At 70.8% G+C, this 16,936-nt stretch carries 17 protein-coding genes; 15 read left to right on the forward strand and 2 right to left on the reverse strand.

Annotated features, from left to right (window positions below):
* Positions 1–620: 620 nt before the first annotated feature.
* Entirely contained in the window at positions 621–1,031 is a 411-nt protein-coding gene (locus I4I78_RS17325) for a BlaI/MecI/CopY family transcriptional regulator (protein WP_218612378.1), read from the forward strand.
* Between the two features lie 638 nt (positions 1,032–1,669).
* Positions 1,670–2,626 carry a prolipoprotein diacylglyceryl transferase gene (locus I4I78_RS17330; protein WP_218612379.1) on the forward strand — a complete coding sequence of 319 codons (957 nt, stop codon included), beginning with the start codon at positions 1,670–1,672 and terminating at the stop codon, positions 2,624–2,626.
* A gap of 528 nt (positions 2,627–3,154) precedes the next feature.
* On the opposite strand, the gene I4I78_RS17335 is transcribed toward I4I78_RS17330, so the two are convergent.
* The gene (locus I4I78_RS17335; protein WP_218612380.1) at positions 3,155–3,775 is read right to left on the reverse strand and encodes a TetR/AcrR family transcriptional regulator; all 621 of its coding nucleotides are present in this window, start codon (positions 3,773–3,775) and stop codon (positions 3,155–3,157) included.
* A gap of 75 nt (positions 3,776–3,850) precedes the next feature.
* On the opposite strand from I4I78_RS17335, the gene I4I78_RS17340 reads away from it, so the two are divergent.
* Entirely contained in the window at positions 3,851–5,302 is a 1,452-nt protein-coding gene (locus I4I78_RS17340; RefSeq protein WP_218612381.1) for an MFS transporter, read from the forward strand.
* 362 nt (positions 5,303–5,664) lie between these two features.
* Here the strand turns inward: I4I78_RS17340 and I4I78_RS17345 are convergent, their stop codons facing one another.
* On the reverse strand, positions 5,665–6,411 hold the full coding sequence (locus I4I78_RS17345) for a cytochrome c biogenesis CcdA family protein (protein WP_218612382.1): 747 nt from the start codon (positions 6,409–6,411) through the stop codon (positions 5,665–5,667).
* Between the two features lie 238 nt (positions 6,412–6,649).
* On the opposite strand from I4I78_RS17345, the gene lnt reads away from it, so the two are divergent.
* The 12 genes from lnt to I4I78_RS17400 all read left to right on the forward strand — a co-directional run.
* Entirely contained in the window at positions 6,650–8,152 is a 1,503-nt protein-coding gene (gene lnt, locus I4I78_RS17350; RefSeq protein ID WP_218612383.1) for an apolipoprotein N-acyltransferase, read from the forward strand.
* Between the two features lie 390 nt (positions 8,153–8,542).
* Entirely contained in the window at positions 8,543–9,208 is a 666-nt protein-coding gene (locus tag I4I78_RS17355) for an ABC transporter ATP-binding protein (protein WP_308252182.1), read from the forward strand.
* Positions 9,205–9,906: a heme exporter protein CcmB gene (locus I4I78_RS17360; RefSeq protein ID WP_218612385.1), complete on the forward strand. Its 702-nt coding sequence runs from the start codon at positions 9,205–9,207 to the stop codon at positions 9,904–9,906. Before I4I78_RS17355 ends, I4I78_RS17360 begins: the two co-directional genes overlap by 4 nt.
* A complete protein-coding gene (gene ccsA, locus I4I78_RS17365; RefSeq protein WP_218612386.1) occupies positions 9,903–10,673 on the forward strand; it encodes a cytochrome c biogenesis protein CcsA in 771 nt (256 codons plus the stop codon). Before I4I78_RS17360 ends, ccsA begins: the two co-directional genes overlap by 4 nt.
* The gene (locus I4I78_RS33440) at positions 10,666–10,788 is read left to right on the forward strand and encodes a hypothetical protein (RefSeq protein WP_255567136.1); all 123 of its coding nucleotides are present in this window, start codon (positions 10,666–10,668) and stop codon (positions 10,786–10,788) included. The genes ccsA and I4I78_RS33440 overlap by 8 nt, the downstream gene beginning before the upstream one ends.
* Positions 10,785–11,261 (forward strand): cytochrome c maturation protein CcmE, encoded by a 477-nt coding sequence (locus I4I78_RS17370; protein ID WP_218612387.1) that lies wholly within the window; start codon positions 10,785–10,787, stop codon positions 11,259–11,261. The genes I4I78_RS33440 and I4I78_RS17370 overlap by 4 nt, the downstream gene beginning before the upstream one ends.
* Positions 11,258–13,231, forward strand: coding sequence for a heme lyase CcmF/NrfE family subunit (locus I4I78_RS17375; RefSeq protein WP_218612388.1), 1,974 nt, complete (start codon positions 11,258–11,260; stop codon positions 13,229–13,231). Before I4I78_RS17370 ends, I4I78_RS17375 begins: the two co-directional genes overlap by 4 nt.
* A gap of 14 nt (positions 13,232–13,245) precedes the next feature.
* Positions 13,246–13,734: a cytochrome c-type biogenesis protein CcmH gene (locus I4I78_RS17380; protein ID WP_218612389.1), complete on the forward strand. Its 489-nt coding sequence runs from the start codon at positions 13,246–13,248 to the stop codon at positions 13,732–13,734.
* Positions 13,731–14,540, forward strand: a complete 810-nt coding sequence (locus I4I78_RS17385; protein WP_218612390.1) for a hypothetical protein — start codon at positions 13,731–13,733, stop codon at positions 14,538–14,540. The genes I4I78_RS17380 and I4I78_RS17385 overlap by 4 nt, the downstream gene beginning before the upstream one ends.
* Positions 14,537–15,181, forward strand: a complete 645-nt coding sequence (locus tag I4I78_RS17390) for a TlpA disulfide reductase family protein (protein ID WP_218612391.1) — start codon at positions 14,537–14,539, stop codon at positions 15,179–15,181. Before I4I78_RS17385 ends, I4I78_RS17390 begins: the two co-directional genes overlap by 4 nt.
* Positions 15,181–15,855, forward strand: a complete 675-nt coding sequence (locus tag I4I78_RS17395; RefSeq protein WP_218612392.1) for a TlpA disulfide reductase family protein — start codon at positions 15,181–15,183, stop codon at positions 15,853–15,855. The genes I4I78_RS17390 and I4I78_RS17395 overlap by 1 nt, the downstream gene beginning before the upstream one ends.
* A 349-nt stretch (positions 15,856–16,204) precedes the next feature.
* On the forward strand, positions 16,205–16,936 hold a 732-nt coding region (locus I4I78_RS17400), incomplete at its 3' end, for a cbb3-type cytochrome c oxidase subunit I (RefSeq protein WP_218612393.1).

Genomic DNA, 16,936 nt, shown 5'->3' on the forward strand with positions numbered 1-16,936 from the left:
ACCCGCACTTCGGCTGTGGGGCAGCCCCTCGTGAGCGACGCCTGAGATCACCGGATCCGGACGGGCGCCGAACGGTCGCATTGCCACATTGGAGTCAACACCAGACCCCGCTCCTTCCACTCATCGCAGAACCACTGCGACCCCGTCCTGCCGATGGTCCGTCACCGTCGGCCCATTGGAGGGGTGATCAGAGGTGGGTAGTCCACGGTGCGATCACCCGGGTTTCTGCCACACCCGTTGGACGAGGACCAGACCGTCCGGTCGGTGTCGGAGGAGTCATTCGAGCACGCCCGCAAGTGCGGTCGGAACGCGTTGCCGCTCCTCGGGATCTACCCGCCGGCGGCCGGATCCCCTCTGTTCCGCGCAGCGAGGTGGGCGCAGTCGGCCGGTACGAGCGGACCGGCACTGATCGAGCCCGGCATCCTCGCTCTTCGCGCTGTGGAACCCCCTGCCTCCATCAACCCCCGGACTTGACGGCCAGATCGGGGCTCCGCGCGGTGCCCACAAGGAAGCCGGGCGCTACATTGGTTCGCGTACGATCACCGCCTGTCGGCACGACGACAGCAGCGGTACCGACATCTCGCGGTCCCGAAGTTTCCCCGGAACGGAGGCGAACCCCGATGGTCGGCGACTCGCCTGCCGGGCACAGCTCGTTGGGTCTCGGACAACTCGAGCACGCCGTCCTGGAAGTGCTCTGGGACTCGGCCGAGCCACGACTGGTCCGCGAGGTGCTCAGCGCGCTGTCCCCGCATCGGACACTGGCCTACACCACCGTCCAGACCGTCCTGGAGAAGCTGACGCGTAAGGGCTGGGCACAGCGACGGCGAGCAGGACGCGGCTTCGCCTACACCGCGATCAGCAGCCGGGAGCAGACCGCCGCACAACTGATGCACTCGCTCCTGAGATCATCCGCCGAGGTGGACACGGCACTGCTCCATTTCATCGGCTTCGCTTCCGGCCGCGAGCAGGAGGTCCTGCGACAGGCGCTCAACGGCGCCACCTCCCCGAGCACCGACGACCACGACGACTGACCGTCGCGACTGTGCCGATCGGCAACCCCGCCACGTGCTCCCCGAACGAACCGGCGAACCCCGGTTCGGGCCCGGCTCGGTCGGAAACGACCGTCCCGACCACGATCCGAACGCGGCCGGCCCAACGTCGACCCAACCCTGACTGCCCCAGCCGGCCTCCTCGGTCGGTGAACCGTCACACGACCCAATTCAGGCACCCCGTTCCACCACCCGCTATGTACTACGCTGCGTAGGAGTTGGGTTGGGCGGAGGGAGCAACGAACATGGGCCGCGAACAGAAGCGTCGGGCGGAAAGGCAACGCCGCAGGGCCGCGCACGAGCCGACATCGGGCCCCAGCGCTCCTGCCTCGGTCGGCCCCCGCGACAACGGTCTGAGCCAGCGAGCCCTCACTGAACTCGAGACCGCGAGACAGCCGCCACGCGCCACCCGGGCCGCGTCGGGCCGGCCAGCACCGTCCCGACCAATCTCGCCTCCGATACCACCACCCGAGCCCGTGTCACCGGAAGAGGCGGCCGCGGTCACCCCCACGTCCCTGGAGGTGACCGCCACCGGATGCGCCGCCGTGGAGGACCTCGACCCACAGGCGATCGGACTGAGTTACACCTTCGAGTCGCCACCCGACGGAGAGCCAGGGCCCGTGACCATCCGGTTCGACGGGGTCCGACGGACCGACGGGCCAACCACGCCGCCGGAGCGGTTCAGCGTGCACGAAACCGTCGCGAAGGTCGTCCCAGACTCCGGACGCATCACCCTCACGCGCCGCGTCGAGAACGTCCTCGCCGGAACGTGGGACGTGACCGCCATCGTCGAGGATCCCGCAGCCGGGCCCGGACGGCCGAGCCCGGCCCCCGCCGCGAGCACGGGGTCCACCGGGTTCGCGCCGGTCTTGAGGGCCCGCGCCCCCGGCGCGCGGATCGGGGCGTGGCCGGCACTGGTCGGCCTCGGCGCCGTCGTCGCTCTGGTCCTGCAAGCCGTGCTGGCGGCTCGCGCCACGCTGTCGGTACCGGCGGCCCTGCTACTGTCCGTGGCCGCCTGCCTCGTCGGACTGGTCGGGGCGAGGCTCTACTACATCGCCGAGCATCCGAACCGGCGGCGAGGCTGGATGAGCGCCAGCGCGGGTCTGTGCATCCAGGGATTCGTACTCGCGGCGTTGGGCACCATGCTCGTTGGCGCCGCGGTGCTCGGGTTCCCGGCGGGAACACTGCTGGACGTGACGGCACCGGGCCTGCTGTTCGGGATGGCAATCGGCCGGGTGGGTTGCCTGTTCGGCGGGTGCTGTGCGGGTCGCCCGACAGCGTCCCGGTGGGGCCTGTGGTCCTCCGACCGCCGGCTCGGGGTCCGACGCGTCCCCACCCAGCTTTTCGAGTCCGCGACTGCTGGCGTGATCGGCGTCGGCGCATTGCTAAGCGTCGTTCTCGTGGCGCCCACACCGCACGGTGCCGTCTTCGTCGGCGCCCTCGCGACCTACACCTTCGGCCGCCAGATGCTGTTTCCGCTGCGGAATCTTCCGCGCAACACCCGGTACGGCCGTCAGCTCACCGCTGTCGTGTGCCTGGCGGTGGCCATGGTGTCGGTTCTCGTGATCGCGGCCTGAACCCGTTCGTCCGCACGCTCGGAGTCGAGGTGGGCCGGCCGGCTCCCCAGCCCGCCGACCCACCTCCGACCCACCGCAAGTCGCGGTAGGCCCGTCGTAGGGCGTCCTCCCGACTAGACCAACGCCCGACAGCTCGTCACAGAGCCGACGCTTCCCGATCGCCGAGCCGCGTCCGACGCCGCCGACCCGTGCTCGGCAGGACCCGCTGCCTAGTCCAGGTCATGCCGCAGTGTCGTGGGGTCGCTCAGGGCTCATCGCCCAATTTACTCCTACGCTATATAGGAGTTCACCCCAGGCGAGCCTCGGGCCGGTTGATCCGGCGAGGGTGACGGGCCAACGACAACGATCACTGAGCCGCTCCGAGTAAGGATCTGTCGCACTGTGTGATCAACGGCTGTGGATCATGTAACGCGGTAGTTCTCGTGGCGGAGCAGGGCCAGCGCGGCAGCGGCGATCCCACCGATACGCCATGGGCAGCCGTTCTCTTGAACAGGATCGCGAAGACGTCAGGCTCGCCTTCGCTGGAAACTAGCCGCCCTGGCAGTCCAATTCGGTGTCAATGGAATCGGGAACACTGCACACCAGCGCCTGTAGGGCGGGGCCGAGGAGGCGTTGGAGGTCGGCGGGTTCGGCATCCGCGACCGCCGGGTCCGCCAGCAGGTAGCGCGAGATCGTCAATCCCAGAGTCACCGCGTTGAGCAGTGCTGCTCGTAGGGCCGCGTCAGCACCGCCGATCGTGGCGGCTACCTGCGCCTGTGCCTGCCGCATCACCTCGTCCCGCATGACCGCCTCGGCTGCGGGATGGGTGAGGCAGCTCCGCAGCAGCGCCTCCGCGGCCGGACGCAGGTTGGGGTTGTCGAAGGCGTCGAGCGCGTGCTCCAGCGCCATCCGTGGCAGTTCGCCACGATCGGCCCCCGTCAGGCCCTCGGTGGGCACGCTCCACCGGACGGCAGCGGCGAACAACCCGTCCTTGCTGCCGAAGTTCTGCATCACCAGCGCGGGGTCGATTCCCGCCCGCTGCGCCACCGCGCGGATGGTGGCGCGCTCGTACCCGACCTCCGCGAACAGGTGCCTCGCCGCGTCCAGGATCGTCGCCTCACTGCGCCGCCTCCGCTCGGCCCTGCTCGGTGCCGTGTCGACCTCGATCATCCGCTCACTCCACATGCGTTGACCCAATGTGTAACTTGACCCTACAGTCGTTGAGTCAAATGTCGAGGAGTTCCCATGACGGCGTCCACACCACCTGCGGCCGCCACCCGCGGCAGGCGACGGCTCGCGCTGGCCGTGCTGGCTGGCAGCCAGCTCTTGATCGTCCTGGATGCGACCATCGTCAACGTCGCTCTCACCGCCATCCAGGACGACCTGGACCTGGCCACGGCCGACCTGCAGTGGGTCGTCACCTCCTACGTCCTCGCGTTCGGCGGATTCCTGCTGCTGGGCGGACGGCTCGGCGACCGGTTCGGCAGGCGGCGGATGTTCGTCGTCGGTACGGCCGCGTTCGGACTCGGATCGCTGCTGTGCGCCGTGGCGTGGTCGGCGGGAGTCCTGCTCAGCGGTCGCGCCGTGCAGGGGCTTGCCGCCGCGATCATGGCGCCGGCATCGATGTCGCTACTGATGACCGTCTTCCCACCAGGTCGTGATCGAGATCGCGCGCTCGCGGTGTGGGGAGGCGTCTCGGCCAGTGGCACCGCGCTCGGCCTGATCCTCGGTGGCGTCCTGACCCAGGCGCTGTCGTGGGAGTGGGTGTTCTGGGTCAACGTCCCGATCGCCGCCATCGCGGTGGCCTGTGCGTTGGCGGTGCTCCCGGAGAGCCAGGTGGAGCAGGCGCCGCGGTTCGACCTCGCCGGCGCCGTGCTGGCTACGGCAGGGCTCGTCCTTCTCGTCTACGGATTGGTGCAGGCCTCCGAGGTCGGCTGGACGTCCGTTGCTGCCATGCCGGCACTGCTGGTGGCGGTGGTCTTGTTGCTCGGATTCGCCCGGCTGCAGGCCATCCGGCCGCACGCGCTGATCCCGACAAGACTCCTCCGCAGCCGGAACGTGCTGGGCGGCAATATCGTCGGCCTCGTGCTGGGTGCGGCGATCTACGCGCTGTTCTACTTCATGAGCGTGTTCATGGGTGCCACCCTGAACTACGGCCCGATCCTGACCGGCATGGCGTTCCTCCCAATGACGATCGCCATCGCCGTCGCCTCCACGGTGGCGGGCCGGTTGATCGGCCGGACCGGGCCGCTCCCGCTGCTCGTCACCTCGGCGCTGTTGACGACGGTCGCGCTCGCGAGCCTGAGCTTCATCGCTCCGGACAGCACCTACCTCGGCCGGCTGCTCCCGGCGTTCCTCCTGGCCGGGCTCGGACTCGGACTCGCGTTCGTTGCCCTCACCTCGGCCGCGGTCGGCTCTGCCCCCGTCCAGGACAGCAGTATAGCGGCCGCCCTGTTCAACGCCGGTCAGCAAATCGGCGGGGCTTTGGGGCTCGCCGTCCTCACCGCCGTGAGCACCGCCTACACCCGAAGCCTCACACCCGGTGGCGACGAAGCCACTCCCGACTCGATCACCCAGGGCTGGTCAGCGGGTTTCCTGGTCGCCACCGGGATCATGCTCGTCGGACTGCTGGTCATCATCACCATGATCCGTAGGTCACCGACTCCGAAATCCGCAGCTCCCAGCCCCTTGACCTGAACCCGGGTTGATGAGGTCGGAGATAAAAAAGATCTACTGAGGGGGCAGGGAATGAGCAAGGCAGCGGCGTTCTTCGAACCCGGAGGTCCTGCGGGTTGCGAAGGTGCCGGATCCGCTACCAACATCGCCGCCGCGCTGCGGGCTGATCGCGAGCGTGGATCTGCCCGCGACCACCGCGATGACGGCTGGGTTGATGAGTTGCCGTTGAGGCTGTCGACGACGTCGAAGCCGCCGACCTGGTCGGCAATGCCTCGGGGGTTCGGCGAGCGGCCGGGGCGCTACTCCGGCAGTCAGGCTGATCAGGCAGGAGACGGGAACGATGCCGATCAGATTGAGGTGGGACAGGTCCGTCGGGAGCCCCATCAGATCGGCGGCCAACCGAGCCGGGCGTAGACCGCCAGCACCTGGCTCATCAGCACCGTCCAGCCTCCGGTGATCATCAGCAACCCCGTGGCCACCAGCGCGAGGCCACCGACGATCTCCACATGTCGGGCATGACGGCGCAGCATGCCGAAGCGGTCCGTGCCCCGCGCGACCCCGGCTCCCAGCAGCAGGAACGGAAGCCCCAGTCCAGCCGAGTAGGCCAGCAGCAGCACAATCCCCCGACCCGGGTCGGCGCCAGTCGCGGCGGTGGCCAGGACGGTCGCCAGGACCGGGCCCACGCACGGCGTCCAGCTGAAGGCGAACGCCACCCCCAGCGGGAAGGCACCGGCCGGCCCGGTCCCGATCCGGGACATGTCGACACGCACCTGACGCGCCAGCCGGGGGATGCGCAGCAGGCCCATCTGGAACAGACCGAGCACGATGACGACTCCGCCACCGACGACGGTGATGATCGGCAGGTACTGGCGCAGTAGCAGGCCCAGGGCCGAGGCGGTCGCGCCCAGCGCGGTGAACACCATCACGAACCCCGCCACAAACAGCGCAGTGCCGAGCCGGATCTGACGCCGGTCCGGCGCGGCGGTCACGGGCCCGCCGGCCGCCCCGGTGCGACCGCCCAGTCCCGACACGTAGGAGATGTATCCGGGAAGCAGCGGCAACACGCAGGGCGAGCTGAACGACACCACCCCGGCCACGAGGGCCAGCGACGCGAGCGCGACCAACTCCACCGGCGCTCCTCTCTCCGGTAGCGGGCTGCGGCGCGCCCTAACGTAGCTTCTACGCTGCATAGTAGAAGCGAGTCGGGGCTCACGGCGATGCGGGGATGTCATGTCAGATCGATCGCGACGGGGCCGCGGGGAACTCGCCCTGCCCACAGGTCTGCCGACCGGCTCCCTCGTACCGCCGTACCACACGACGCCCCTGGGGGGCATCCGACCCCGCCGCTGCACGGCCCCCGGTCCCGCGGTGCCGCTGCCGGCCGCGCTCATGCTCACCGTCGCGACAGCAGGCGCGTGGGCTGCGGCCGCCCCGCCGCGCGGGTGGTGGCCGCTGCTGCCGCTCGGGGTCGCGATGTGGGCGGTGGCACTGCACGGCCGCCCGCTGCGAGCGCGGTTGGGGCTCGGCGCGCTGACCGGTTCAGTGTTCTACGGCATCTCGCTCCTTTGGCTCAGCGACTTCGCCGCGGCGGGCTACATCGCGGTCGTCGTGCTCGAGACGGGCATGCTCGCCCTGGCCGCCGCGGTGGTCCCGGCGGCAGTCGTCGGTCGCTGGTCGGGAGGATGGTGGACCGTTCCGGCGGCCCTTGTGCTCCTCGATGCCGCGCAGACGGCGTTTCCCTTCGGCGGTTTCCCGCTGCCCGCGCTGGTGCTCAGCCAGCCGGACGGTCCCGCCGCCGGAGCTGCGTCGCTGGGCGGCTCATTGCTGGTGACGGGCGTCGCCGCCACCGCAGGGGTCGGACTCGCCGCGCTAGTGATAACCCGTGGCCGGCGCCGTTTGCTTGCGGTGGCGGTGGCTGCGGTGCTCGGCGCCGCCCCCCTCGTCGCCGCGGCCGCGGTGGCCACGTCCCCTGTCGGCACCTTGGATGCCGCGGTCGTGCAGGGCGGCGGTCCCCGGGGGCTGCGCGCGGTGTTCACCGATCCGAAGGAGACCACCGACCGGCAGCTCGCGGTCGCCAGTCGGATCACCGGCTCCCCCGACCTGGTCCTGCTGCCGGAGAACGTCATCACCTCCCGCGGACCGGTCGCGGGCACCGCCGGGGACGCGCGGGTCGCCGCTCTTGCGCGCGAGCTCGACGCCCCGGTCGTGGTAGGGGTGACCGAGTCGGAGGGAGATGCGTTCCGCAACGCGGCCGTGCTGTGGAGCCCCGATGGCCGGCGCACCGGACGCTACGAGAAGGAGCACCGAGTCCCGTTCGGCGAATACATCCCCGGACGGAAGCTGCTTGAAACCTTCACCGATCTCACCTCGCTGGTCCCCCGCGACGCGGTCGTCGGGCGGGGGACCGCCCTCCTGGACTCCCCCGCGGGACCACTCGGTGTCGTCGTCTCCTACGAGGTCCTGTTCGCCGACCGGGTACGGGAGGCCGTCACCGCGGGCGGTCGTGTGCTGCTCGTGCCCACCAACGCCTCCTCCTACGTCACCGAGGAGGTCCCTGCGATCGAGGTCGCCGCCGCCCGGATACGAGCCCGCGAGTTCGGGCGCAGCGTCCTGCAGGCCGCACCTACCGGCTACTCCGCCGCCATTCTGCCCGACGGGCGGGTCTTGGCGCGCAGCGAGCTCGGCGAGCCGGCACTGCTGCGCGAGGCCGTACCGATGCGGACCGGGTTGACTCCCTACGCACGCCTGGGCGACCCCCCGTTCCTGGCGTTGTCCGGCCTCGTCCTGTGCGCACCCGCCCTGCTCACTGCCCGTCGACGCCGCCGGATCGCCGGGGCCGGACACCACACGCCGACCGAAGACGGGATTTGAACCGCGCGATCTCGGACCGTGATGGCGGGGATACGTCGTCCCTGTCGCGCGACTGGGGTGGGTCCGTGACAGCCCCCGGTCGGCCGTGTGCCCGCGCTCCCGGGCTCGGGGTTGCCACGGCGGCGCGGCAACCGCCCAGCGAGAATCCGGCTCCCGAACCTCGGCGACACCCGGCATCGAGGTCGCTGCGCCGGAACGGCCTGCACCGGACGGTCGTCTTGCCGAGGCCGGTGCACCGCCCACCCCCGATGGTGCGCACCGATCTTCTACGGAGCATAGTAGTTCCGGAAGCAGCGACGCCGGACCGGGGACGACATGCCACCTACCGCACAACCCGCCGACAGTGCCGAGGCCACCGGCCGCGACGGCGCTCGGGCATCGCCGGAGACAGTGCTCGCACGGCTCGAGGGTGTCGGTGTCACGATCCGGCGGACGCCGATCCTGCGCGATCTGAGCCTGCGCCTGCACGCCGGGGAAGCAGTCGGGGTACTGGGCGCGAACGGGTCCGGCAAGACCACGCTGCTGCACGTGCTGGCGACATTGGTCGTGCCCTGCGCCGGCCGGGCGGAGGTGCTGGGCCACGAGGTCGCCTCCGGCTCGGGGACGCCCGCGCGCCCGCGGATCGCCCTGGTCGGCCACCAGCCGGCGCTCTACCCTCAGCTGTCTCTCGGTGAGAACCTGCGGTTCGTCGCGCAACTGAGCGGACGCGACGCAGGTAAGGCAGACCGTGCACTGGCCGCGGTCGGGCTCGCGGGTGCCGCGCATCGGCGCGCAGAGAGCTGCTCGCAGGGTATGGCGCGTCGCGCCGAGCTGGCGCGGGTGCTGATGGTTGAGCCGACGATGCTGCTGCTCGACGAGATCCATGCCGGCCTGGACCGTGATGCGACCGGCCTCGTCGACGAGGTCGTGGCCCGGGTACGGGGCCGGGGCGGGGTCTGCGTACTGGTCTCCCACGAGCCAGATCGGCTGGCCGGGCTGGCCGACCGTCTCGTCCGGATCATCGACGGTCACGCCGTGCGTGCCGGCGTGGGGCAGGGATCGGAGGCCGCCCGATGACCGTCGCCGCCGGACCGGCCCCGGACGCACGGGTTACCCCGCTGACCCAGTGCCTCCTCCTCGCGGGCAAGGACCTGCGTCTGGAGCGTCGCACCGGCGAAGCGTTGCTGGTCACCGCCCCGTTCGGCGCGGTCGCGTTGCTGCTGGTCCCGCTGTCGGTCGGGGTGGACACGCCACTGCTGCGACAACTCGGACCCGCGATGTACTGGCTGGTCGTGCTGCTGTTCGGGGTGCTGGTGACCCTGCGCACGAGCGCGGTGGACAGCGCGGCGCAGCTGGCGATGCTGCGTCTGGCAGGTGTGAGCGCCCGGGTGCGCCTGGCCGGTCGAGCGCTGGGCAACGGGCTGCTGCTGCTCGGGTTCGAGCTGCTGTTAGCCCCGGTCGCGGTGCTGCTCTACAACCCTGATCTCACTGGATGGGCGTGGCAGGTCCCGGTGTTCGTGCTCGTCGCGGCCGGGCTGGCGGTGCTCGGCGCGCTCGCCGACGCGCTCGCCGCCGGGCTGGCCGGGCGCACCACGCTCGGGCCGCTGCTAGTGGCACCGGTGGCGGTACCGCTCTTGCTCGGCGCCACCGGGGTCCTCACCGCGGCCCGGTACGGACGCCCGCCGTGGCCCTGGCTGGTACTCGTGCTCACCGTCGATCTCGTTGCCGCGCTGCTCGCCGCGTGGTGCGCCCGCTACCTGGAGGAGCTGACATGACAGGTTCCGACGTGACCACGGCCGGCGGAACGGCCGGTGACCGAGCGGTGTTCGGTCGCCGCCTTCCCCTGGTCACCGGGGCGGCGATCGCGGCGGGGCTGTTCGCCGCGCTGTTGTCGCCCCCGGATGCCGTGCAGGGTGAGCTGGTCCGGTTGATGTACGTGCACGTACCCACGGCGTGGGTGGCGTACCTCAGCTACGCGGTGACGCTGGTGACGAGCATCGGCTGGCTGTGGCGACGTAGCCCGGGCCTGGATCGGCTGGCCGCCGCTAGCGCCGAGGTCGGCGTGTTCTTCACCGGCCTGACCATCGTCCTGGGGTCGGTCTGGGGCCGCCCGACGTGGGGGGTCTGGTGGACCTGGGACGCGCGCCTGGTGACGACCGCGTTGTTGTTCTTCATCTACCTGGGGTATCTGGCTTTGCGCCGGGCGGTGCCCGAGCCGGCTCTGCGGGCACGGAGATCGGCGGTCTTCGGGGTGGTGGCCTTCGCTCAGGTTCCGCTCGTGCACTTCTCGGTGTTGTGGTGGCGCACCCTGCACCAGCCGCCGACGGTGCTGCGCCCGGGTGACCCCACCATCGACCACACGATGCTGGCGACGCTGGTGCTCAGCGTCGTGGCGTTCACGCTCCTGTACGCGCTGCTGGTGCGGGCCCGAGCACGGCTGGCCGAGGCACAGGACGCCCTCGAGACCGCCGATCTCGTCCGGCCAGGTGCCGTTGCGGGCGCCGCGGTGACCGCCCCGCAGAAGGAGGGATCGTGTGGCTGACTGGGCCTGGGTGGCGCTGGGATACGGCATCACCGGCAGCGCGGTGATCAGCTACCTCGTGTCACTGCACTACCGGGCAGCTCGGGTACAGCGACACTGCGGGGAGACCCGATGAGCCAAACGACCGTGCTTGCCGAACGGAGCACCGGACGCGGCCCGGGTCGCTACCGCCTGCTGGCGATCGCTGGGATCGGGGTGGTGGCCGTACTCGGTGCGACGCTGCTCTTCGGTGGCCTGAACCGCAACCTCGTCTACTATCTGACCCCGACCGAGGCAGTCGCCCAGCGCGGTGAGGGTTATCCGGACGGACGTCGCTTCCAGCTCGGCGGGTTGGTCGAGGCGGGCAGCGTGACCCCCGCGGCCGACGGAGTGCGGTTCACGGTGACCTCCGGTACTGCACCCGGTACCAGGATCCCGGTGCACTACCGGGGTGCTCCGGCCCAGCTGTTCGCCGCTGGCATCGGAGTCGTGCTAGAGGGAGCCTGGCGCGGGCCGGTGTTCGCCTCGGACTCGATGATGGTCAAGCACGACGAGAACTACCGTCCCCCGACCGAGCCCGCCGCCCGGACCCCGGGCGAGGCGTCGTGACAACCGCCGTTCCCGCTGCCGGGTTCGCCGGGCTGATGCTCGGACTGGCCGGCTCGATCGTCCTCGCGGTGATGGGCCTGCGCGCCCAACGCCATCCGGACGCGGTGCGCCGCCGGCAGCTCCAGGCCGGGGTGTGGTGCATGCTCACCGGTGCGGTCGTGGCTATGGTGGCGCTCGAGGTGGCGCTGCTGAGCGACAACTTCGCGGTCTCCTACGTGGCCGAGACGCACTCCCGCGCGACCCCTTTGATGTTCACCGTCACCAGCGCGTGGGCTGCGCTCGACGGCAGTCTCGTACTGTGGGCGCTCATCCTCGCCGGCTACACCGCGGTCGTGTCGCGCCAGGTCCGGGGAACCGCCGACCGGCTCGGGACCGGCGCGCTTGGGGTGCTCGGGTTGGTCGCGGCGTTCTTCTTCGGGCTGATCGCGCTGGCGGCGAACCCGTTCACGATCCTGGCCGACCCGCCCGCCGACGGTCCCGGGCCGAACCCGATTCTGGCCGACCACCTGATGGTCGCCTTCCACCCTCCGATGCTCTACCTCGGTTTCGTCGGGTTCACCGTGCCGTTCGCGTTCGCGATGTCGGCGCTGCTGCTGCGCGAGGGCGGGGTGGACTGGCTGCGCCGGACCCGCCGATCCAACCTGGTGGCCTGGAGTTTCCTCACCGGTGGCGTGGTGCTGGGCGCCTGGTGGTCCTACGAGGTGCTGGGCTGGGGCGGGTACTGGGCGTGGGACCCGGTCGAGAACGCCGCGTTCATCCCATGGCTGGTGGCGACCGCGTTCATCCACTCCGCGGTCGTGCAGGTCCGCCGCGGAATGCTGCAGTCCTGGAACTTCGTCCTGGTGCTGGCCACTTTCTCGCTCACGATCCTGGGCACATTCCTGACCCGCTCCTCGGTGGTCGCTTCGGTGCACAGCTTCAGCCAGTCCCCGATCGGGCCGGCGCTGCTGACGTTCTTCGTCCTCGTCGTCGCCGGGGGATTTGCGCTGATCGTCCTGCGTGCTGAACGGGTCGCGTCACTGACGAGGCCGGAGTCGCTGGCCAGCCGGGAAGGCGTGTTCCTGGTCAACAACCTGTTGCTGAGCCTGTTCGCGTTCGTGGTGTTGCTGGGCACCACCTACCCGATCCTGGTCGAGGCGCTGACCGGCCAGCAGGTCTCGGTCGGGCGGCCGTTCTTCGACCGGATGGCGGTTCCGCTGAGCTTCGCGCTGCTACTGGCGATGGGGGTAGGCCCGGTGACGCCCTACCGGCAGGCCACCGCCTCGGTGATGTGGGTGCGGCTGCGCCTGCCCCTGCTGGCCGCGGCCGTGGGCATGGCCGTGACCGTGCTGGCCGGGGTGCGCTCCCCGGGTGTGGTGGCCGTGGTCGGCATCGGGATCGGCATCGCCGCCTCGTCCGCACGCCAGCTCGTGGTCACCGCGCCCTCCCGCACACCGGCCGGGATCCTGCGGCTGGTGCGCGGGCAGCGCGGCTACTGGGGCGGGCAGCTCGCGCACCTCGGTGTGGCCCTGGCCGCGGTCGTGATCGCGGTCTCCGGTGGGCTCGCCGAGCGCGCGACCGTGACGTTGGACCGCGGCCAGTCCGCGGACTTCGCCAGCTACTCGGTCACGTTCGCGGTCAGCGAGCAGCACCCGCAACCGGACCGGCTCGTCACCGACGCGCACATTCTGCTGCGCTCGGGTGGTGAGGTCGTCCGGATCGCGGAGCCCCGGCTGAACTCGTTCCCGAGCCAACCTCAGGCGGTCGGGAACCCGTCGGTGTGGTCGACACCCGGCCAAGACATCTACGTCTCGCTCGGGAGCCTCACGCCCGACCGGGTGACGCTGAACCTGTTCCGGTACCCGCTGATGATGTGGCTGTGGGTGGCCGGCGGCCTGATGATGGTGGGCGGAGCTTGGGCGCTGAGTGGGCGCCGACGCCGCGATACCTCCCCCACCGCACCGACCAGACAGATCACGACGGTGGGATGACGGTGACCGGACGCATGACCCCACGCGCGGTGTCCACCGCGGTCGCACTGTCGATCACGGTGCTGCTCGCGCTGACGGCGGTTCTGCTGGTGACCGCCGTGCGGCCCATCCCAGACCGGGTGCAGGACCTCTCCGAGCGCCTGCGCTGCCCGGTCTGCAAGAGCGTGTCGGTCGCGGAGTCCCCGTCGGAAACCGCGACCGCGATGCGCCAGGTCGTCGCCGACCAGGTGGCGGGCGGGCGTACCGATGCCGAGGTGGTCGACTACTTCCGGGCCCGCTACGGGGACTGGGTGCTGCTCGACCCCCCGACCGCAGGGGCGACGTTGGCAGTGTGGCTGGTCCCGGCGATCGCGGCCGCGCTCGGAGTGCTCGTGGTGCTCACCCGGACCAGGCGGCGCCGCGATGCCCCGACCCCGGAGCTCCCCGCACCGGCCGACCGCCTCGTCGACTCCGCGGTGGCCCGGGCCAGGGCGGACCTCGACGATCGAGAGGACGGGCTGTGAACACCCGCGACCGTCAGCTGCACGAACTGGCCGAGCAGGCTGTCCGCGACATCGTCGAGATCGACGCGCAGGTCGCCGCTGGGGAGATCCCGGCGGACAGAGCCCGGGCGCTGCGCGGCCGTTACCGGTCGGTCGCCGGGCGGGCGCTCGCGGCCCTCGACTCCGACGTCGAGGTCGACCCCGACGACACCCGCGCCAGCACCCGATCCGGCCGGCCCCGCGCGTGGACGATGCTCTACGGCCTCGCCGGGGTCACCGTGCTGATCGTCGCCGTCGTCCTGCTGCCCACCTCGGTGCTCAGCCGGCCCACCGGCGGGTTCGTCACCGGCAACGAGGCCGTCCAGGGCGCCGGGGGCGCCCCGGCGCTGGATCCGTCGGCCACGGTCACCGACACCCAGCTCGAACAGGTCGTCGCCGCCAATCCCGACGTCGTCGGGATGCGGCTGGCACTGGCCGACCGTTACCAGGCCCAGGGCGAGTACGGCCCGGCGATGCGTCACTACCTCGCCGCGCAGCGGCGCGAACCAGACAACGCCGAGGTCCTGGCCCACCTCGGCTGGTTGCTGCACCAGATAGGCCAGGTCGGACCGGCGTGGGAGTCGGTCAACAGGGCCCTCACGATCGACCCCTCGCTTCAGGACGCGCTCTGGTTCCGCGCCAACATCGCGCTCTACGGCCGCAACGACCCGACCACAGCCCTGGGCACCCTGACCGACCTCCAGCGCCGACCGCTCACCGCCGACGTCCGCGAGCAGGTCGATCGACTGCTTGCGACGGCCCGGCAACGTCAAGGAGGGGCACGATGACCGAGCTGCTCCCCACACCACGGGCCCGCCGTCGACGCGTGGCCAAGGCCGCCGCGGTACTGGTGGCGATCGCGGCGGTCGGGATCGGGGCGGTGTTCGGCTCCCGGCTGGGCAGTGACCCGACCCTGGTCGAGAGCCCACTGATCGGCCGGCCCGCCCCCGCGGTAACGCTCCCGCTACTCGAGGGCCCCGGCGAGGTGTCGCTGCCTGCGTTGCGCGGCCAGATCGTGGTGGTCAACTTCTGGGCATCTTGGTGCGTGGCGTGCCGCGGCGAGCACCCGGCGCTCACCGGTGCCGCCCGCCAGTACCAGGACGCCGGCGTCACCTTCGTCGGGGTCGACTACCAGGACTCCACCACTTCGGCCACCGCGTTCCTCGACGAGCTCGGGCGCGGCGGGAGCAACTACCACTACGTCACCGACCCCGGTTCGTCGGCCGCGCTGGAGTTCGGCCTGTTCGGAGTGCCCGAGACCTTCATCATCGACCGCTCCGGCACCGTCGCCGCCAAGATCACCGGAGGAACCACCTATCCGCTGCTCACCGGTGCGCTCGACGCCGTGATCGCCGGCCGGCAGCCGGCCGGCCAGACCGGGGGGCCGGTGCAGCCCTCCCCCGACACCCCTGCGGTGGCGGGCCGCTGATGAGCTCGCTGCTTCGCTCGTCGGAAGTACGCGCGACGGCGCTGGTCGTCGTGCTCGTCGTCGTCGGCGTGGTAGCGCTCTGGCCACGCGCCGCGGACCCCGGCTCCCCATCTTCCACCGCGCCGTGGCGGATCGACGGGACCGCGACCATGGCCGCCCCACAGGGGCCGCAGGTCGACTCGCTGCGTGCCGCCGCCGCGCTGCGCCCATGCCCCGCCCCACGCCCCGACTCACCGGCGGGAACGGCCGGCCCACTGGCCGGTATCACCGTGCCGTGTCTCGGGGGTCCCGGCGAGGTCGACCTCGCCGCGGCGCTGGCCGGGCGTCCGGCGTTGCTCAACGTGTGGGCGTCGTGGTGCGGTCCGTGTCGCGACGAGATCCCCGTGCTCAACGAGTACACCCGCCGGGCCGACTCGGTGCCCGTAGTGGGCATCGACGTGCGCGACGACGCCGTCGCAGCGCTCGGCCTGCTGGACGAGCTCGGCGCGCAATATCCCTCGGTTGTCGACACCGACGCCGCGCTGTGGAAGGCACTCCGGGTCCCCTACGCGATCCCGACCACCTACGTCGTCCGCCCCGACGGATCCGCACAACAGGTGAGCCCCCCGAAGCCGTTCCGCACCGCCGACGAAGTCTCCCAGACCGTAGAGCGATATCTGAAGGAGCCACGCTGAACCGGCCGTTGTTCGCGAGTGGTGCCGGACGCAGGTCGGCACAAGCGCCATCGACACGGTCGGGACCGACGCACATCCGGGCTTCGGCCGACGGCCCGGTTGGCGCGAAAGGCCGCATCCACAGCAGCCAGGCGTTGCCGCTCAACCAGCTCCCCTTGCCCAGCCCGGCGCCGTCGACGACTCGACCGCTGCACGCTTCAGAAGGGCCGCAGCGGTGAGTGGTTGCCTCCCGGAGCGTGTTGCGGGCCTCCGCCCGGTCCTCGGTGTACATTCCATCTGCGCTCGATCTACTATGCTCCATAGGAGTTAGGCAGCGGAGTCAGTGCACCACCCAAACTGAGGAGAGCCTGTGGCGGCCGTCGCCCCGAAGCCGATCACGTCGCGCCCATATCCGGCGCGTCGGTCGGGTAAGGGGTCGACGTTGCTCAAGATGCTGCGGACGACTGACCCCAAGGACATCGCGATCCTGTACCTGGTCACGTCGTTCGGGTTCTTCCTGGCCGGCGGCGCGATGGCATTGCTGATGCGCGGCGAGCTGGCCCGCCCGGGTCTGCAGTTCCTCTCGACCGAGCAGTACAACCAGCTGTTCACCATGCACGGCACGATCATGCTGCTGCTCTACGCGACGCCGATCCTGTTCGGTTTCGCGAACTACATCGTGCCGCTGCAGATCGGCGCCCCCGACGTCGCGTTCCCGCGGCTCAACGCCTTCTCGTACTGGCTGTTCCTCTTCGGCGGCCTCACCGTCATCTCGGGCTTCCTGACCCCGGGCGGTGCCGCGGACTTCGGCTGGTTCGCCTACACCCCGCTGTCGAGTGCGATCTCCTCACCGGGAGTGGGCGCGGACCTGTGGGCGATCGGGCTGATCGTGTCCGGTCTGGGCACGATCCTCGGTGGCGTCAACTTCGTGACGACGATCGTGTGCATGCGGGCGCCGGGCATGACGATGTTCCGGATGCCGATCTTCACCTGGAACATCTTCATCACCGCGCTGCTGATCCTGATCGCGTTCCCGATCCTCACCGCCGCCCTGTTCGGGCTGCTCGCCGACCGCCAGCTGGGCGCGCACGTGTTCGACCCC

It is taken from the genome of Pseudonocardia sp. KRD291, from assembly GCF_019263595.1.
GTDB lineage: Bacteria > Actinomycetota > Actinomycetes > Mycobacteriales > Pseudonocardiaceae > Pseudonocardia.

Coding starts and splice junctions, on each gene's coding strand:
- I4I78_RS17325 (WP_218612378.1), top strand. CDS start 621: ATGGTCGGCGACTCGCCTGCCGGGCACAGCTCGTTGGGTCTCGGACAA.
- I4I78_RS17335 (WP_218612380.1), bottom strand. CDS start 3,775: ATGATCGAGGTCGACACGGCACCGAGCAGGGCCGAGCGGAGGCGGCGC.
- I4I78_RS17340 (WP_218612381.1), top strand. CDS start 3,851: ATGACGGCGTCCACACCACCTGCGGCCGCCACCCGCGGCAGGCGACGG.
- I4I78_RS17360 (WP_218612385.1), top strand. CDS start 9,205: ATGACCGTCGCCGCCGGACCGGCCCCGGACGCACGGGTTACCCCGCTG.
- ccsA (WP_218612386.1), top strand. CDS start 9,903: ATGACAGGTTCCGACGTGACCACGGCCGGCGGAACGGCCGGTGACCGA.
- I4I78_RS17370 (WP_218612387.1), top strand. CDS start 10,785: ATGAGCCAAACGACCGTGCTTGCCGAACGGAGCACCGGACGCGGCCCG.
- I4I78_RS17380 (WP_218612389.1), top strand. CDS start 13,246: ATGACCCCACGCGCGGTGTCCACCGCGGTCGCACTGTCGATCACGGTG.
- I4I78_RS17390 (WP_218612391.1), top strand. CDS start 14,537: ATGACCGAGCTGCTCCCCACACCACGGGCCCGCCGTCGACGCGTGGCC.
- I4I78_RS17395 (WP_218612392.1), top strand. CDS start 15,181: ATGAGCTCGCTGCTTCGCTCGTCGGAAGTACGCGCGACGGCGCTGGTC.